The 14,101-nt window shown below is 69.0% G+C and carries 12 protein-coding genes; 2 read left to right on the plus strand and 10 right to left on the minus strand.

The features are described 5' to 3' along the window. Positions 1 to 10 precede the first annotated feature (10 nt). Complete coding sequence (locus ACIP6U_RS03900; protein WP_401712497.1) at positions 11 to 859, plus strand: ABC transporter ATP-binding protein; 849 nt, start codon at positions 11 to 13, stop codon at positions 857 to 859. Here the strand turns inward: ACIP6U_RS03900 and ACIP6U_RS03905 are convergent. The 10 genes from ACIP6U_RS03905 to ACIP6U_RS03950 all read right to left on the minus strand — a co-directional run bounded on the left by ACIP6U_RS03905 (position 828) and on the right by ACIP6U_RS03950 (position 13,237). Next, positions 828 to 2,969: a discoidin domain-containing protein gene (locus tag ACIP6U_RS03905; RefSeq protein WP_401712500.1), complete on the minus strand. Its 2,142-nt coding sequence runs from the start codon at positions 2,967 to 2,969 to the stop codon at positions 828 to 830. The two genes, ACIP6U_RS03900 and ACIP6U_RS03905, sit on opposite strands and share 32 nt — an antisense overlap. Before the next feature lie 158 nt (positions 2,970 to 3,127). Then, positions 3,128 to 4,744 carry a glycoside hydrolase family 13 protein gene (locus ACIP6U_RS03910; protein WP_401712502.1) on the minus strand — a complete coding sequence of 539 codons (1,617 nt, stop codon included), beginning with the start codon at positions 4,742 to 4,744 and terminating at the stop codon, positions 3,128 to 3,130. 40 nt (positions 4,745 to 4,784) lie between these two features. Beyond that, positions 4,785 to 5,660 carry a carbohydrate ABC transporter permease gene (locus tag ACIP6U_RS03915; protein ID WP_124001935.1) on the minus strand — a complete coding sequence of 292 codons (876 nt, stop codon included), beginning with the start codon at positions 5,658 to 5,660 and terminating at the stop codon, positions 4,785 to 4,787. Then, entirely contained in the window at positions 5,657 to 6,616 is a 960-nt protein-coding gene (locus tag ACIP6U_RS03920) for a carbohydrate ABC transporter permease (protein ID WP_401712505.1), read from the minus strand. The genes ACIP6U_RS03915 and ACIP6U_RS03920 overlap by 4 nt, the downstream gene beginning before the upstream one ends. 5 nt (positions 6,617 to 6,621) lie before the next feature. Then, positions 6,622 to 7,971 carry an ABC transporter substrate-binding protein gene (locus ACIP6U_RS03925; protein WP_401712508.1) on the minus strand — a complete coding sequence of 450 codons (1,350 nt, stop codon included), beginning with the start codon at positions 7,969 to 7,971 and terminating at the stop codon, positions 6,622 to 6,624. 186 nt (positions 7,972 to 8,157) lie between these two features. After that, positions 8,158 to 9,153: a LacI family DNA-binding transcriptional regulator gene (locus ACIP6U_RS03930; protein WP_401712510.1), complete on the minus strand. Its 996-nt coding sequence runs from the start codon at positions 9,151 to 9,153 to the stop codon at positions 8,158 to 8,160. A gap of 93 nt (positions 9,154 to 9,246) precedes the next feature. Further along, positions 9,247 to 10,062, minus strand: a complete 816-nt coding sequence (locus tag ACIP6U_RS03935; protein WP_401712513.1) for an ABC transporter permease — start codon at positions 10,060 to 10,062, stop codon at positions 9,247 to 9,249. Positions 10,063 to 10,073: 11 nt separating this feature from the next. After that, positions 10,074 to 10,964 carry an ABC transporter permease gene (locus tag ACIP6U_RS03940; RefSeq protein WP_401712516.1) on the minus strand — a complete coding sequence of 297 codons (891 nt, stop codon included), beginning with the start codon at positions 10,962 to 10,964 and terminating at the stop codon, positions 10,074 to 10,076. Between the two features lie 3 nt (positions 10,965 to 10,967). Then, positions 10,968 to 12,176, minus strand: a complete 1,209-nt coding sequence (locus tag ACIP6U_RS03945; protein WP_401712519.1) for an ABC transporter substrate-binding protein — start codon at positions 12,174 to 12,176, stop codon at positions 10,968 to 10,970. Between the two features lie 17 nt (positions 12,177 to 12,193). Continuing rightward, the gene (locus ACIP6U_RS03950) at positions 12,194 to 13,237 is read right to left on the minus strand and encodes an ABC transporter ATP-binding protein (protein ID WP_401712522.1); all 1,044 of its coding nucleotides are present in this window, start codon (positions 13,235 to 13,237) and stop codon (positions 12,194 to 12,196) included. Positions 13,238 to 13,341: 104 nt separating this feature from the next. On the opposite strand from ACIP6U_RS03950, the gene ACIP6U_RS03955 reads away from it, so the two are divergent. Continuing rightward, positions 13,342 to 14,088: a FadR/GntR family transcriptional regulator gene (locus ACIP6U_RS03955; RefSeq protein WP_401712525.1), complete on the plus strand. Its 747-nt coding sequence runs from the start codon at positions 13,342 to 13,344 to the stop codon at positions 14,086 to 14,088. The last annotated feature ends 13 nt before the right edge of the window (positions 14,089 to 14,101 follow it).

Here is a 14,101-nt window from a genome sequence, read left to right on the forward strand (position 1 = left end):
GGTCCAGTCCATGCTCGACGTACGCGGCCTGAACAAGGTCTACGAGGGTTCGGGGCGCCGGGTGGAAGCCGTGCGCGACCTCACCTTCACGGTGTCCGCGGGTGAACTCGTCTGCCTGGTGGGCCCGTCGGGCTGCGGCAAAACGACCCTGCTGAAGTGCATGGGCGGTCTGCTCACGCCGACGGGCGGTCAGGTGCTGCTGTCGGGCAAGCCGGTGAGCGGCCCGCCGCCCGGGATGGCGTTCGTCTTCCAGGAGTACGGCCGCAGCCTCTTCCCGTGGATGCGGGTCGGCCAGAACGTCGAACTCCCCTTGAAACAGAAGAACTTGACCAAAGCGCGGCGCAAGGAGCTGGTCGCGGACGCGCTGGAGTCGGTCGGTCTCACGGACGCGGCGGGCGCGTACCCGTGGCAGCTGTCCGGCGGCATGCAGCAACGCGTCGCGATCGCGAGGGCGTTGGCCTACGAACCCCAAGTCCTGCTGATGGACGAGCCCTTCGCGGCGGTCGACGCACAGACGCGAGCCGACCTGGAGGACCTCGTACGAGGCCTGTGGCGCGAGCGCGGCATCACGATCCTGTTCGTCACCCACGACATCGACGAGGCCGTCTACCTGGGCGAGCGGGTGATCGTGCTGTCCGCCTCCCCGACCGTCGTGCGGGAGCAGCTGAAGATCGATCTGCCCGACGAGCGCGACCAGTTGCACACGCGCGTGGCCCCGCGCTTCGCCGAACTGCGGACCCATGTGTACGAGCAGATCCAGGCGGCGAAGCGCGGGACACCTCAGGACGCGGTCCCGAAGCCGGTCTCGGTCACGAAGTCGGACCCGGTCACGAAGTCGAGTACGCCTCCACTTCACTGAACTGCGCTGCCGGCCAAGCGGTGTTGGCGCTGACGGACAGCCGCAGATAGCGCAGGTTGGTGCTGGCGGGCAGCGCGATGGTGACCGTGTTGCCGGTGGCCGGGTCGAACCGGTAGCCGGTGGCGCCGACGACGGTCGAGGCGGTCCCGGCGTCGGTGCCGCCCTGCACGGTGATGGTCTGGGTGCGCGCGCCCCAGGCCGAGGACGGCGGCAGCTTCAGCACCACTCGGCGCACGTTCTTGGTCGCGCCCAGGTCCACCGTGAGCGCCTGCGGGAAGGCGTTGTTGGTGGACTCCCAGTAGCTGTTCGCGTTCCCGTCCACGGCGTTGCCCGGCGGGAAGCCGCCCTGTGAGCCGGTCGCGGTGGCCGGGCGACCCTGGGCGAGGTTGCCGCCGGTGCCCGGGTCGGGGTTGCCCTGGCCGGGCTGCGGCCAGGCCGCGCAGTTGGACCAGGTGCTGCTCCAGCCGGAGTTGCCGCCGCCGTCGGTGAGGGCGAAGGTGCCGGAGTTCGCCGGGTAGGGGCAGTTGTAGATGCCCGCCGCGCCGACCGAGGTGGCCGTCACGTTGCGGAAGGTGGCCGCGCCCTGGGCCTCGGCCTGGACGACGACCGTGCCGGTGTTCCGGACGGTCGCGCCGGTCACGTTGACGTTCCGGACCGGGTAGCCCTGACCGCCGCCGGAGACGAACTCGAAGGCGCTGTAGGGGCTGTCGGTGATCGTCGTGTTGGTGATGTTGACCGTGGCGTTGATGGCGCTGTCGTAGGAGTCGACGCGCAGGGCGCCCATCGGGTGGCCCCAGTTGGGGTTGACGGCTCCCGCGCGGACGAGCGTGTTGCCGTCGACGGTGATGGTGCCGGCCAGCGGGGAGAAGGGGTCGAGGAACTTCTGGTTGGAGATCGCGATGCCGCTGCCCAGCGCGTTGGTGTCGGAGATCAGGTTGCCCCGCACCGCGATGTCGGTGCCGCCGTAGATCGCGATGCCGTTGGCGAGGTTGGGCTGCGAGATGGTGTTGTTCTCGAAGCTGCTGTTGCTGTCCGCCCCGTTCAGCGACCACATGGCGAGCGAGTCGTCGCCCTGGTTGCGCAGGAAGTTGTTGCGGACGCGGACCCCGTGGGCGTTGCCGTTGAGGTTGAGGCCGTCGGCCGTGGTGTCGAGGATGCGGTTGTTCTCGACGACCAGGTTGTCGTTGTTGCCCATCAGCCAGAAGCCGACCTTGAGGTGCTGGATCCACATGCCGGAGACCGAACTGTTAGGTCCCAGCGTGCCGTTGACGAAGTTGTCCGGGTTGGAGTCGACGCGCTCGGTGACCTCGCCGAGGACCGCGAAGTCCCGGATGCGGACGTTTCCTGAGGAGCCGGACTGGTCGATGAACCGGGACGAGTGCACGACGGAGTACCAGCTGCCGGCGCCCTGGAGGGTGACGTTCTGGACGCCGCTGAGCGAGGACGTCAGCCTGTAGTCGCCCGGCGGAATCCACACGACTCCCCCTTGCGCGGAGGCGATCGCGTCCCGGAAGGCCTGCGTGGAGTCGCCGTTGCCGCTGGGATCGGCACCCTTGGAGGTGACGGAGACCGAACCGGCGGGCTGGCCGGTGGCCGCGGCGACCTGCTCGAAGTCGGCGACGTCGACGGTGACTTGGGTGCCGGTCGACTGGAAGGCGACCTTGTCACCCGCCTGCACGTTCCGCCCGAGCAGCAGCCGGGCGTTGTCGAAGAAGTGGTGCGTCTTCGCCCCGGCGATCCAACTCGTGTCGACGTACGAGTACTTGGAGGTCACCGCGAGCGTCTTGGCGAGCTTGGTCCCGTTGACGTAGACGTCGAGCGCGCCGGACTGACCGTCCGGGACGCTGTAGGAGACGTTCACGGCGTTGGCGGCGCTCGGCACGGTGAACTCGACGCGCTGGCCGGAGGTGAGGCGTACGGCCTGCCGTCCCGAGGCCTCGGAGGCGAGCGTGCCCTGGGTGTAGTCGGGGCCGATCCTCGTGCCGGTGGTGGTCGCGGACTCGGCCTCCACGGAGGTGAAGGGCAGGCTCGCACCAGCCGCGTGGGCGGCGGTGGGGGCGATCGCGGTGAGGAGGCCGGCGGAGAGGGCGACCACCAGCAATGATGGCATGCCCCTGACAGTTCTGTGCATTGCTGATCCCTTCGTGGTGGGGGTAAAGGGGATAGCGAGGCGGGGGTAAAGGGGATAGCGAGGCGGGGGTGGGGGTTGGTGGGGTGGAGGTAGGGGGCTGGGGGGGGGTGGCGAGGTGCGCGCGGCCTGGCCGCGGGTCAGGTGCGCAGCCAGGCCGCGGTGTCCCTCGGCAGTCGGCCGTCGGCGTCCAACGGGCCGCTGGCGAGGAGCAGTTCGGTGTGGGCGGGCAGGCCGACGGGCGCGTCGGCGAGGTTGACGACACACAGCACGCCGGCCCCCCGGGTGAAGGCCAGGACGCCCTCGGGTGCGGGCAGCCAGCCGAGCGGACCGTCGCCGAGGAGCGGCCGGAGCCGGATGGCCTCACGGTAGAGGGAGAGCATCGAGCGGGGGTCGGCCGCCTGGAGATCGGCCGCGTACGAGGCCCAGCCGGCCGGCTGCGGCAGCCACGGTTCCTGCTGCGAACCGAAGCCCGCGTACGGCGCGTCGGCGCTCCAGGGCAGCGGGACCCGGCAGCCGTCGCGCCCGGGATCCGTGCCGCCGGAGCGGAAGTACATCGGGTCCTCGATGCGCTCGCGCGGGATGTCCGCCTCGGGCAGGCCGAGTTCCTCGCCCTGGTAGACGTAGACCGCGCCCGGCAGGGCGAGCGAGAGCAGGGCCGCCGCGCGGGCGCGCCGGGTACCGAGGACGAGGTCGGTCGGGGTGCCGAAGGCCTTGGCGGCGAAGTCGAAGCCGGTGTCCGCGCGGCCGTAGCGGGTGACGGTCCGGGTGACGTCGTGGTTGCACAGCACCCAGGTGGCGGGGGCGCCCACCGGGGCGTGCTCGGCGAGCGTGGTGTCGATCGACGTACGGAGTCTGTCCGCGTCCCAGGGGCAGGACAGGAACGAGAAGTTGAAGGCGGTGTGCAGTTCGTCGGGACGCAGGTAGCGGGCGAAGCGCTCGGCGTCGGGCAGCCACACCTCGCCGACGAACACGCCGCCGAACTCGTCGGCGACCGCGCGCCAGGCGCGGTAGATGTCGTGGAGTTCGTCGCGGTCGACGAAGGGGTTGGGGTCGCGGCCCTCGACCCAGTCCGGCAGCTCCGGGTCCTTGGCGAGCAGGGCGGCCGAGTCGATGCGGACGCCCGCGACGCCCCGCTCGAACCAGAAGCGCAGGATGTCCTCGTGCTCCTGACGGACGGCCGGGTGGGCCCAGTTGAGGTCCGGCTGTTCCGGCGTGAACAGGTGGAGATACCAGTCGCCGTCCGGCAGCCGGGTCCACACCGGCTCGGTGGAGCCGACGAACTGCGACGGCCAGTCGTTGGGCGGGAGTTCGCCGTGCTCCCCGCGCCCGGGCCGGAAGTGGAACAGCTCGCGCTCGGGGCTGCCGGGCCCGGCGGCGAGCGCGGCGCGGAACCAGGGGTGCTGGTCGGAGACATGGTTGGGCACGATGTCGACGATGGTGCGGATGCCCAGCTCCCGCGCCTCCGAGATCAGCTTCTCCGCCTCGGCGAGGGTGCCGAAGGCCGGGTCGATCGCGCGGTAGTCGGCGACGTCGTAGCCGCCGTCCTTCAGCGGGGACAGGTACCAGGGGTTGAACCACAGGGCGTCCACACCGAGTTGGGCGAGGTAAGGCAGCTTGGCGCGGACGCCGGCGAGGTCGCCTGTGCCGTCTGCGTCGCCGTCGGCGAAGCTGCGGACGTAGACCTGGTAGATGACGGCGGAGCGCCACCAGTCCTGGTGCTGCGGCTGCTTCTGGGCATGGCTGGGCTGTCCCACTGTGCCTGCCTTTCTGTCTCGGGTCGGAGGGCGGTCGGTGTCAGCCCTTCGTGCTGCCCGTGCTGATTCCGGCGATGATGTGCCGCTGGAAGATCAGGAACATCGCGACCATCGGGATGCTGGCGATCACCATCGCCGCGATGAGCACGGTCAGCTGGATGTTCTGCGACAACTGGACGAGCGCCACGCTGATCGGCTGTTTGTCGGTGTCGGAGAAGACCATCAGCGGCCAGAGGAAGTCCTGCCAGACGGCGACCAGGGCGAAGATGGAGACCACACCCAGGACCGGCCGTGACATCGGCAGCACGATCGACCACAGGATGCGCAGCTTTCCGGCGCCGTCGATCTCGGCGGCCTCCAGCACGTCACGCGGGATCTGGTCGAAGAACCGCTTGAGCAGATAGAGGTTGAAGGCGTTCGCGACGGCCGGCAGCCAGATGCCCAGCGGGTCGTTGAGCAGACTGGTGTGGATCAGCGGCAGGTCGGCGACGGTCAGGTACTTCGGTACGACCAGGGCCTGGGCCGGCACCATCAGGGTGGCCAGGATGCCGCCGAGGATCAGCTTGCCGAAGGCCGGCTTCAGCTTGGACAGGGCGTAGGCGGCGGCGGTGCAGAGCACCAGCTGGAAGAACCAGGCGCCGGCCGCCTGGACCACCGTGTTCCACAGATGCTGGGGCAGCTGCATCAGGTCCCAGGCGTCGGTGTAACCGCTGATGTGCCAGTGCTCGGGAATCAGCGTCGGCGGGGTCTGGGTCACCTCGTCCGGTGACTTCATCGCGCCGGTCACCATCCAGTAGACCGGGAAGAGGAAGGCCAGCGCGAAGAGGAGGACGACGCCGGTGAAGACGGTCCAGTAGACGGCCCTGCCGCGCGGCCGGGCCAGCGCCGCCGGGGAGACCAGGGTGCGGGTGCTCACGCGAAGTCCTCCCCGGATCGGGTCAGGCGCAGGTATACGGCGGAGAAGACGCCCAGCAGCACGAGGAGCATCACGCTCAGCGCGCAGGCGCCGCCGAAGTCGTTGTAGAGGAAGGCGTACTTGTAGATCAGGTACAGGACGGTGACCGTGGCGTTCTCCGGGCCACCGCCCGTGATCACGAACGGCTCGGTGAACACCTGCATGGTGGCGATGATCTGAAGGAGCATCAGCATGAGGATGACGAACCGGGTCTGAGGGATCGTCACGTACCGGATGCGCTGGAGGATGTTCGCGCCGTCCAGCTCGGCCGCCTCGTACAGCTCGCCCGGGATGGACTGGAGGGCGGCCAGGTAGATCAGGACGGTGCCGCCCATGTTGGCCCAAGTGGCCACGATGACCAGGGAGATGAGCGCCGTGTCCGCGCCGTTGGACCAGTTCGAGGTGGGCAGGTGCAGGAAGCGCAGCGCCTCGTTGGCGAGGCCGGCTCCGGGATCGTAGAACCACTTCCACAGCAGCGCGCTGACCACCGGCGGGATCATCACCGGCAGGTAGACCACGACCCTGAAGAAGGCCTTGGCGTGCCGCAGTTCGTTGAGGACCAGGGCCATCACGAAGGGGATCGCGAAGCCGATGAGCAGGGCGAGCAGCGTGAAGGTGAGTGTGTTGCGCCAGGCGGCGGTGAACTCGGGGTCGTGCCAGACGCGGGTGAAGTTGTCGGTGCCGACCCACTCGGGGTCCGAGCCCGGCGTGTACTTCTGGAAGGAGATCACGACGGCGCGGATCGCCGGGTACCAGGAGAAGAGCGCGAAGCAGATCAGCCCGCCGACGAGGAAGGCGTAGGCGCGCGCCTGGTCGGCGAGACGGCGCCGCCTCCGGTCCCCTGCCGGAGGCGGCGCCTGCACCGGGCGCACGGCGACCGTCTCGACCGGTCGCCGCGCTGCGGTGGTCTTGGGCATGTCGGTCAGCCCCGGGCCAGGATGCTGTCGATCTTGCCGGAGGCATCCTTGAGGAGCTTGTCGATGTCGGCGTCCTTCTTGGTGAGGACGGCGGAGACGGCCCCGTCGAGGACGGAGTAGATCTGCTGGGCGTTGGGCGGTTCGATCTTCATCTGGAGGGCCTGGTTGCCGTCCAGGAAGGCCTGGTAGTTCTCCACCGGGACGTTGGCGTTGGCCTTCTTGACCTGCTGGTCCTTGGCGTCGGCGGCGCCGGTGAACAGGCGCGGCTCGGGCAGGCCGACCGGGGCGTTGTTCTGCTTGGCGCGGGCGTAGTCGCCGAGGAAGCCGTCTCCGGGGGTCAGGAACATGGAGTCGAGCCACTTCAGGCCGGCGCGGATCTGGGCGGGCGAGTCGTTCTTGTTGAACATGTAGCCGTCGCCGCCGATGAGCGTGCCCTGGCCGCCGGGCATGGGGGCCAGCGCGAGGTCCTTGTAGTTGCCGCCCTTCTCCTTGACCAGGATCGGGATGTTGTCCGGGGCGGAGAGGTACATGCCGAGCTTGCCCGAACCCATCATCTGCTGGACGTCGTTGATGACCAGGAGCTGCTTGCTGCCCATCGAGTTGTCGGTCCAGCGCATGTCGTGCAGGTTCTGCAGGACCGCGTGACCCTGCGGGGTGTCGATGCTGGCCTTCTTGCCGTCGGCGGTGACGACGTCGCCGCCCTGGGAGTACATCTCGGCGGTGAAGTGCCAACCCCCTTGGTTCTGGGCGGAGTAGTCGGCGTAGCCGACGGTGCCGTTGCCGAGCGCGGCGATCTTCTTGGCGTCGGCGCGCACCTCTTCCCAGGTGGCCGGAGGCGTGTCGGGGTCGAGGCCGGCCTTCTCGAAGAGCGCACGGTTGTAGATCAGACCCATCGAGTAGCCGGTGCGCGGGATGCCGTAGATCTTGCCGTCCACGGTGTAGATGTCGCGCAGCTGCTTCTGGATGGTGTCGTAGCTCTTCAACTCCTTGACGTACGGCGTGAGATCGGCGGCCTGGCGGATGTCGACGACATGCTTGGCGTCGGTGAAGTACGTGTAGAAGACGTCTTCCATCTGCCCGCCGGCGAGCTTGGCGTCGAACGTCTTGGGGTCCTGGCAGGGGAAGGCGTCGTGCGCGACGACGTCGATGTTCGGGTTCTTCTTCTCGAAGGACGCGATGTCCTGCTGGAAGAACGAGCGGTCGACCTTGGCGCTCTTGGGCGGCATGCAGTTGACCGTGATGCGGGTCTTGCCGCTCGCCGAGTCGTCGTCGCCCGACCCGCAGGCGGAGGCGGCCAGGGCAAGCGAACAGACACTGAGCGCGGCGAAAGTACGGCGGAACCCGGTGATTCTCATCGGTGGACCCCTCGTGGCAGGAGCGGTGGGCGCCGCACACTCAAGCACCGCCGACAGCTGTCCGCAAGATGTCGCGCAGAATCCGTAATTATTTGACAGAGGATTGGATGTGATGGATCTCCGATTGACTGTGCATCGTCAGTGACCGACAGCTCTGCCGGAAATCAGTCCGGCGGTTGCCCGGAATCAGTCCCGCGGCGCTTGCGCGGTCGAGCCCCGGACCACCAGCTCCGGCTCGAAGAGCAGTTCGTCTGCCGGTACGGCACTGCCGCCGACCTGTGCGTTCAGCAGCTCGACCGCCGCGCGCCCCATGGCCTCGATGGGCTGGCGCACGGTGGTGAGGGGCGGCTCGGTGCAGTTCATCAGCGCGGAGTCGTCGTAGCCGACGACGGAGATCCGCCCCGGCACGTCGAGGCCCTTGCGGCGGGCGGCCCGGATGACGCCGAGCGCAAGCGGGTCGCTGGCGCAGATGAAGCCGGTGACCCCGCGGTCGATGAGCCGGGTGGCCGCCGCGTGGCCGCCCTCGATGGAGAACATGGCCCGGGCGATGTGCTCGTCGGGCAGCTCGCCCAGCGCGCGGGCCGCGGTCAGCTTGCGCGCCGACGGCATGTGGTCGTCCGGCCCGAGGACCAGGCCGATCCGCTCGTGCCCGAGCGAGGCGAGGTGCCGCCACGCCTGCTCCACGGCCACCGCGTCGTCACAGGAGACACCGGGGAAACCGAGGTCGTCGATGGACGCGTTGACCAGCACAACCGGAATGTTGCGCTCGGCAAGGCGGCGGTAGTGGTGGTGCGGCGCGTCCGCCTGGGCGTAGAGACCGCCGGCGAAGACGACACCGGAGACCTGCTGCTGCAGGAGCAGATCCACGTAGTCGGCCTCGGAGACACCGCCCTTGGTCTGGGTGCACAGCACCGGGGTGAGCCCGGCCTGGGCCAGCGCTCCCCCGATCACTTCCGCGAAGGCCGGGAAGATCGGGTTCTGGAGTTCGGGCAGGACCAGACCGACCAGTCGCGCGCGCTCGCCGCGCAGTTGAGTGGGCCGTTCGTAGCCCAGGACGTCCAGGGCACTGAGCACCGCCTGCCGGGTGGGCTCGGAGACCCCCGGCTTGCCGTTGAGCACCCGGCTGACCGTGGCCTCGGAGACCCCGACCTTCTTCGCTACCTCGGCAAGTCGTCGCGTCATGCGCGCAAGAATAGCGCAAGAAACGCAAACGGCTTGCGTGGAGGTCCGATTCGGCAGCTGGATCCGTCGGCCGGACTCGTCGGGTCCGGATTCTCAGACCCTGCTGCTCGTCGCCGTGTCGGCCGACATCCGCTGGGCCACGTAGATCGGAATCACCGAGAACAGTACAAGGACGGCCGCCACCACGTTCACGACTGGTGCCTGCTGCGGTCGGGTCATGTTGTCGAAGATCCAGAGCGGCAGGGTCTGGACACCCGGTCCGGCCGTGAAGGTGGTCACCACGATCTCGTCGAAGGAGAGCGCGAAGGCGAGCAGTCCGCCCGCGAACAGCGCCGAGCGCACCAGTGGGAAGGTGACGTCGACGAAGGCGCGGAAGGTGTTGGCACCGAGATCCATCGCGGCCTCCTCGTACGTCCCTGAGGTGCGGCGCAGCCGGGCGACGACGTTGTTGAAGACCACGACGATGCAGAAGGTGGCATGCCCGACGACCACCGTGAACAGGCCGAGGCCCACGCCCAGCGGCTCAAGTACCGTGCTGAAGGCCGAGTTGAGGGCGATGCCCGTGACGATGCCGGGCAGCGCGATCGGCAGGACGACCACGAAGGACAGGGCACCTCGGCCGAAGAAGCGGTACCGGGAGACGGCGAAGGCGATCAGCGTGCCCAGGACCAGCGCGATCGCGGTGGCCCCGAGACCCGCCTTCACCGAGACCCAAAGGGCTTCCCGCGCACCGGAGTTGTCCTTGGCCACCGACCACCAGTGCAGGGTGAACCCGGGCGGCGGCCAGCTCGCGCTGCGGTCCGGGTTCAGGGAGTTGACCAGGACGAGCAGCAGCGGCACGTAGATCACCGCGAAGCCCAGCCCGGCGGCGACGCGCAGCGCGATCCGCGCGGAACGGGAGAGTTGCACGACGGGCTCCTCTACAGGTTGCTCAGCGCGCCCGTACGGCGCATCGCGAGCAGGTACAGCACGATGACGGCGACGGGGACCGTGGCGAGGGTGGCGGCCATGGGCAGGTTGAGTTCGATGTTGGAGTAGACGAGGTTGCCGATCAGCTGGGTCTTGCCGCCGACGATCTGCACGGTGATGTAGTCGCCGAGACTGAGTGAGAACGTGAAGATCGACCCGGCGGCCACGGACGGCAGCACCATCGGCAGCACGACCGACCGGAAGGTCCGCCAGCCGCGCGCGCCCAAGTCGGCAGACGCGTCAAGGAGGTTGGCGGGCAGCTGCGCCAGCGCGGTGTGGATCGGCAGCACCATGTACGGCAGCCAGAGGTAGGTCAGGGTCAGCACGGTGGCCGGCAGACCGAATCCCGGCCCGCTCAGCCCGAACGGCTTCAGCATCCAGTCGGCGAGCCCGCCCTGGGACAGGATCAGCCGCCACGCGTACACCTTCACCAGGTAACTCGCCCACAGCGGTGTGAGGATGGCGACCACGAGCAGCGGCCTCCACTTCGGCCGCGCCACCCGCGCGGTGTAGAAGGCGAGCGGAAAGGCGATCACCGCGCACAGCACGGACACCGCGAGCGCGACCCCGACACTGCGCAGGATCACCTGGCGGTAGACCGGCGTCGTGAACAGCGCGTGGAAGTTGTCGGTCGACCAGACCTTCACCACCTCGGAGGTGAAGGAGTTCGTCGTCCAGAACGCGGAGACGAACAGCACGGCGAGCGAGCCGAGATAGAGCACGGCCAGCCACAGCAGCGGGGCGGTCAGCAGCAGCCCCAGCCGGAGCCGGGGGCGCCGGTGCAGCGCCCCGGCGAGCCGCCGGACGGTCCCCCGCCCGGCGGTCTGCGCCTCTACGGTCATGGGTCAGCCCTTGATCTCGGTCCAGGCCTGGATCCACTTGGCGTACGGCACGCACTTGACGTCCGTGCGGCCGTCCAGGCACTGCTCGATGGGCGTGTTCCAGAAGGCGATGTTCTTCCAGTAGCTCTCGTCGGTCGCGTGGTAGGTGGTGCAGAAGTTCTTGTCGCTGGTCAGGTCGCATGCCTTGGAGTTGGCGGGGGCCTCGCCGAAGTACTCGGCGACCTGGGCGTTGACCTTCGGCGAGATGATCCAGTCCAGCCACTTGTAGGCGCAGTTGGGGTGCTTGGCCTTCGCCGACACCATCCAGGTGTCGGACCAGCCGGTCGAACCCTCCTTCGGCACGAACGCCTTGACCTTCGCGCCCTCGTCGGACGCCAGGTTGGCGATGACCTGCCAGGTGGTGCCGACGACGGAGTCACCGCTCTTGAACGCGGAGATCTCCTTCAGGTAGTCGCCCCAGTACTCGCCGATGCTGGAGTTCTGCGTCTTGAGCAGCGCCACCGCGGCGTCGAACTGCTTCTGGTCGAGCGCGTAGGGGTCCTTGATCTTCAACTCCGGCTCGGTGGCCTTGAGATACAGGGCCGCGTCGGCGATGTAGATCGGCGAGTCGTACGCGGTGACGTGGCCCTTGTACTTCGACGCGTCGTCGAAGACGGCCGCCCAGGACGTCGGCGCGGGCGTCACCTTCTCGGTGTTGTACATCAGCAGGTTGGCGCCGCGGCCGTGCGGGATGCCGTACATCTGCCCGTCGACGGAGTTCCAGTTCCCGTCCTTCAACCCGGCGAAGACGTCCGCGTAGTTGGGCACCAGCTTGGTGTTGACGGGCGCGGCGTCGCCGGAGGCTATGAGACGCAGGGACGCGTCGCCGGAGGCCGAGACGGCGTCGTACTCACCGGTCTTCATGAGTTTGACCATCTCGTCGGAGCTGGCGGCGACCTTGGAGTTGACCTGGCAGCCGGTCTGCTTCTCGAAGTCGCTGACCCAGTCGACCTTGGGGTCGTTGGAGCCGTCCTCGACATAGCCGGCCCAGGCGATCAGGTTGACCTGTCCCTCGGTCTTGCCGAGCTTCGACTGCTCTTTGAGATCAGGGGGGTTGAGGCCGCCGGCCGAGCCGCTGCCGGAGTCGGAGGAGCCGCAGGCGGCGGTGGCCAGGAGCAGCGCGGCGGCGGCCGCGATCTGGAGGGTACGGATGTGGCGCACGACGTTCTCCATACGTGAGGGGCGGCGGATCAGTCGGGGACGTGGACGGTGTGGCGGCGCTGCCAGCGCAGGCGGACCCGGGTGCCGCGGTAGGCGGCGACGTCCTCGGCGGAGGTCTCCAGGTTCTGCTGGAGCGCGGTGAGGCGACCGCCCGCGTCGAGGTCGACCAGGAAGCGGGTGGAGTCCCCGAGGTAGACCACCTCGGCGACGGTGCCGATCGCGGTCGTGTGCTCGGGCGAATCGGCCCCGGCGGACTCCTCGGCGGACTCCTCGGCGATCCTGACCTTCTCGGGCCGGATGCTGAAGGTGCCGGCCTTGCCGACGACGCGCTGGGCCGCCTCGCCGGTCAGCAGGTTCGAGGTGCCGACGAAGGACGCGACGAACGAGGTGAGGGGGCGTTCGTAGATCTCGGCGGGGGTGCCGACCTGTTCGAGCCGGCCCTGGTCGAAGACGGCGATGCGGTCGCTCATCGTCAGGGCCTCCTCCTGGTCGTGGGTGACGAAGACGAAGGTGATGCCGACCTCGCGCTGGAGCGCCTTCAGTTCGACCTGCATCTGCTCGCGCAGCTTGAGGTCGAGGGCGCCGAGCGGTTCGTCGAGCAGCAGGACACGGGGGCGGCCGACCAACGCGCGGGCGAGGGCGACGCGTTGGCGCTGGCCGCCGGAGAGCTGGCCGGGCCGGCGTTTCCCGTACCCGTCCAGGCGGACCTCGGCGAGTGCCTTGCGGGCCCGCACGAGCCGCTCGGCCTTGGGCACCCTGCGGACCTTGAGGGCGTAGGCGACGTTCTGCTCGACGGTCATGTGCGGGAAGAGGGCGTAGTCCTGGAAGACGGTGTGGACGTCGCGCTCGAAGGGCGCGAGCCCGGTGACGTCCTGGCCGGCCAGCTCGATCCGGCCGCCGGTCGGCGTCTCGAACCCGGCGATCATGCGCAGGACGGTGGTCTTGCCGGAGCCGGAGGGACCGAGCAGCGAGAAGAACTCCCCGTCCCGGATCTCCAGGTCGATGCCGGCCACGGCGGTCGTCCCACCGAACGACTTCCGCAGTTCGTGCAGCCGGATCGCACTTCCCTCCATGGGCGGGAACCTTTCTGGCGCTCTCATACGTTGCACGGAAACATATGAAGTCATAGTTCAAATCTCAAGGCCCCCTTAGGGTAAAGCTTGAGTCAACGCACAAGGTGGTGGCCGTGAAGCAATCGACCGACGGCGGCGCCCGCAGAGCCGTCTTCGCGCCCGTGGACAACCGGGCGCGCGTGGACGCGGTGGTACGCCGGCTCGGCGACGCCATCGAGCTCGGCCTGCTCGCCGACGGGGAGCAGCTGCCCGGCGAGAGCGAGCTGGCGGGGCAGCTCGGCGTGTCCACCGTGACCCTGCGCGAGGCCCTCATGGCGCTGCGCCAGCAGGGCCTGGTCACCACCCGCAGGGGCCGCGGCGGCGGCTCCTTCGTCTCGCTGCCCGAGGACCCCGGCGAGGAGCGCCTCCGGGTCCGGCTGCGCGGCTGGAGCCCGGAGGAGCTGCGCGATCTGGGCGACCACTGGGCGGCCCTGTCGGGCACCTCGGCCCGCCTCGCCGCGGACCGCACGGAACCCGACGACCTGGTCCAACTGCACCGCACCGCAACCGAGTTGAGCGAGGCGCCGGATCCCGCGGCCTGTTCCCGGATGTACGGGCGCTTCCATGTGGAGCTGGCCGCCGCCGCGCAGTCCGCGCGGCTCACCCGGGAGCAGGTCGCGCTGCAGACGGAGGTCGGGGCGCTGCTGTGCCTTGTGCTCGGCGACGACGAATATCGTGAAGAGGTGGCGGACCGTCACCGCTCCGTAATCTCGGCCGTGCAAGATGGGGCCCAGGATTCGGCCAGGGAACTGGCCGAGCGGTGCGTCCAGGAGTCGACGGCACGGCTCATCGCCGTACGCCTCGCCCTGTAGCCGCGCCGCGCCG

It is taken from the genome of Streptomyces sp. NPDC088794 (assembly GCF_044750545.1).
GTDB lineage: Bacteria > Actinomycetota > Actinomycetes > Streptomycetales > Streptomycetaceae > Streptomyces.

What these genes read in the sequence shown, in the direction of transcription:
- ACIP6U_RS03925 (WP_401712508.1), bottom strand. Translation starts at nt 7,971, where the DNA reads ATGAGAATCACCGGGTTCCGCCGTACTTTCGCCGCGCTCAGTGTCTGT.
- ACIP6U_RS03940 (WP_401712516.1), bottom strand. Translation starts at nt 10,964, where the DNA reads ATGACCGTAGAGGCGCAGACCGCCGGGCGGGGGACCGTCCGGCGGCTC.
- ACIP6U_RS03945 (WP_401712519.1), bottom strand. Translation starts at nt 12,176, where the DNA reads ATGGAGAACGTCGTGCGCCACATCCGTACCCTCCAGATCGCGGCCGCC.
- ACIP6U_RS03920 (WP_401712505.1), bottom strand. Translation starts at nt 6,616, where the DNA reads ATGCCCAAGACCACCGCAGCGCGGCGACCGGTCGAGACGGTCGCCGTG.
- ACIP6U_RS03930 (WP_401712510.1), bottom strand. Translation starts at nt 9,153, where the DNA reads ATGACGCGACGACTTGCCGAGGTAGCGAAGAAGGTCGGGGTCTCCGAG.
- ACIP6U_RS03905 (WP_401712500.1), bottom strand. Translation starts at nt 2,969, where the DNA reads ATGCCATCATTGCTGGTGGTCGCCCTCTCCGCCGGCCTCCTCACCGCG.
- ACIP6U_RS03950 (WP_401712522.1), bottom strand. Translation starts at nt 13,237, where the DNA reads ATGGAGGGAAGTGCGATCCGGCTGCACGAACTGCGGAAGTCGTTCGGT.
- ACIP6U_RS03900 (WP_401712497.1), top strand. Translation starts at nt 11, where the DNA reads ATGCTCGACGTACGCGGCCTGAACAAGGTCTACGAGGGTTCGGGGCGC.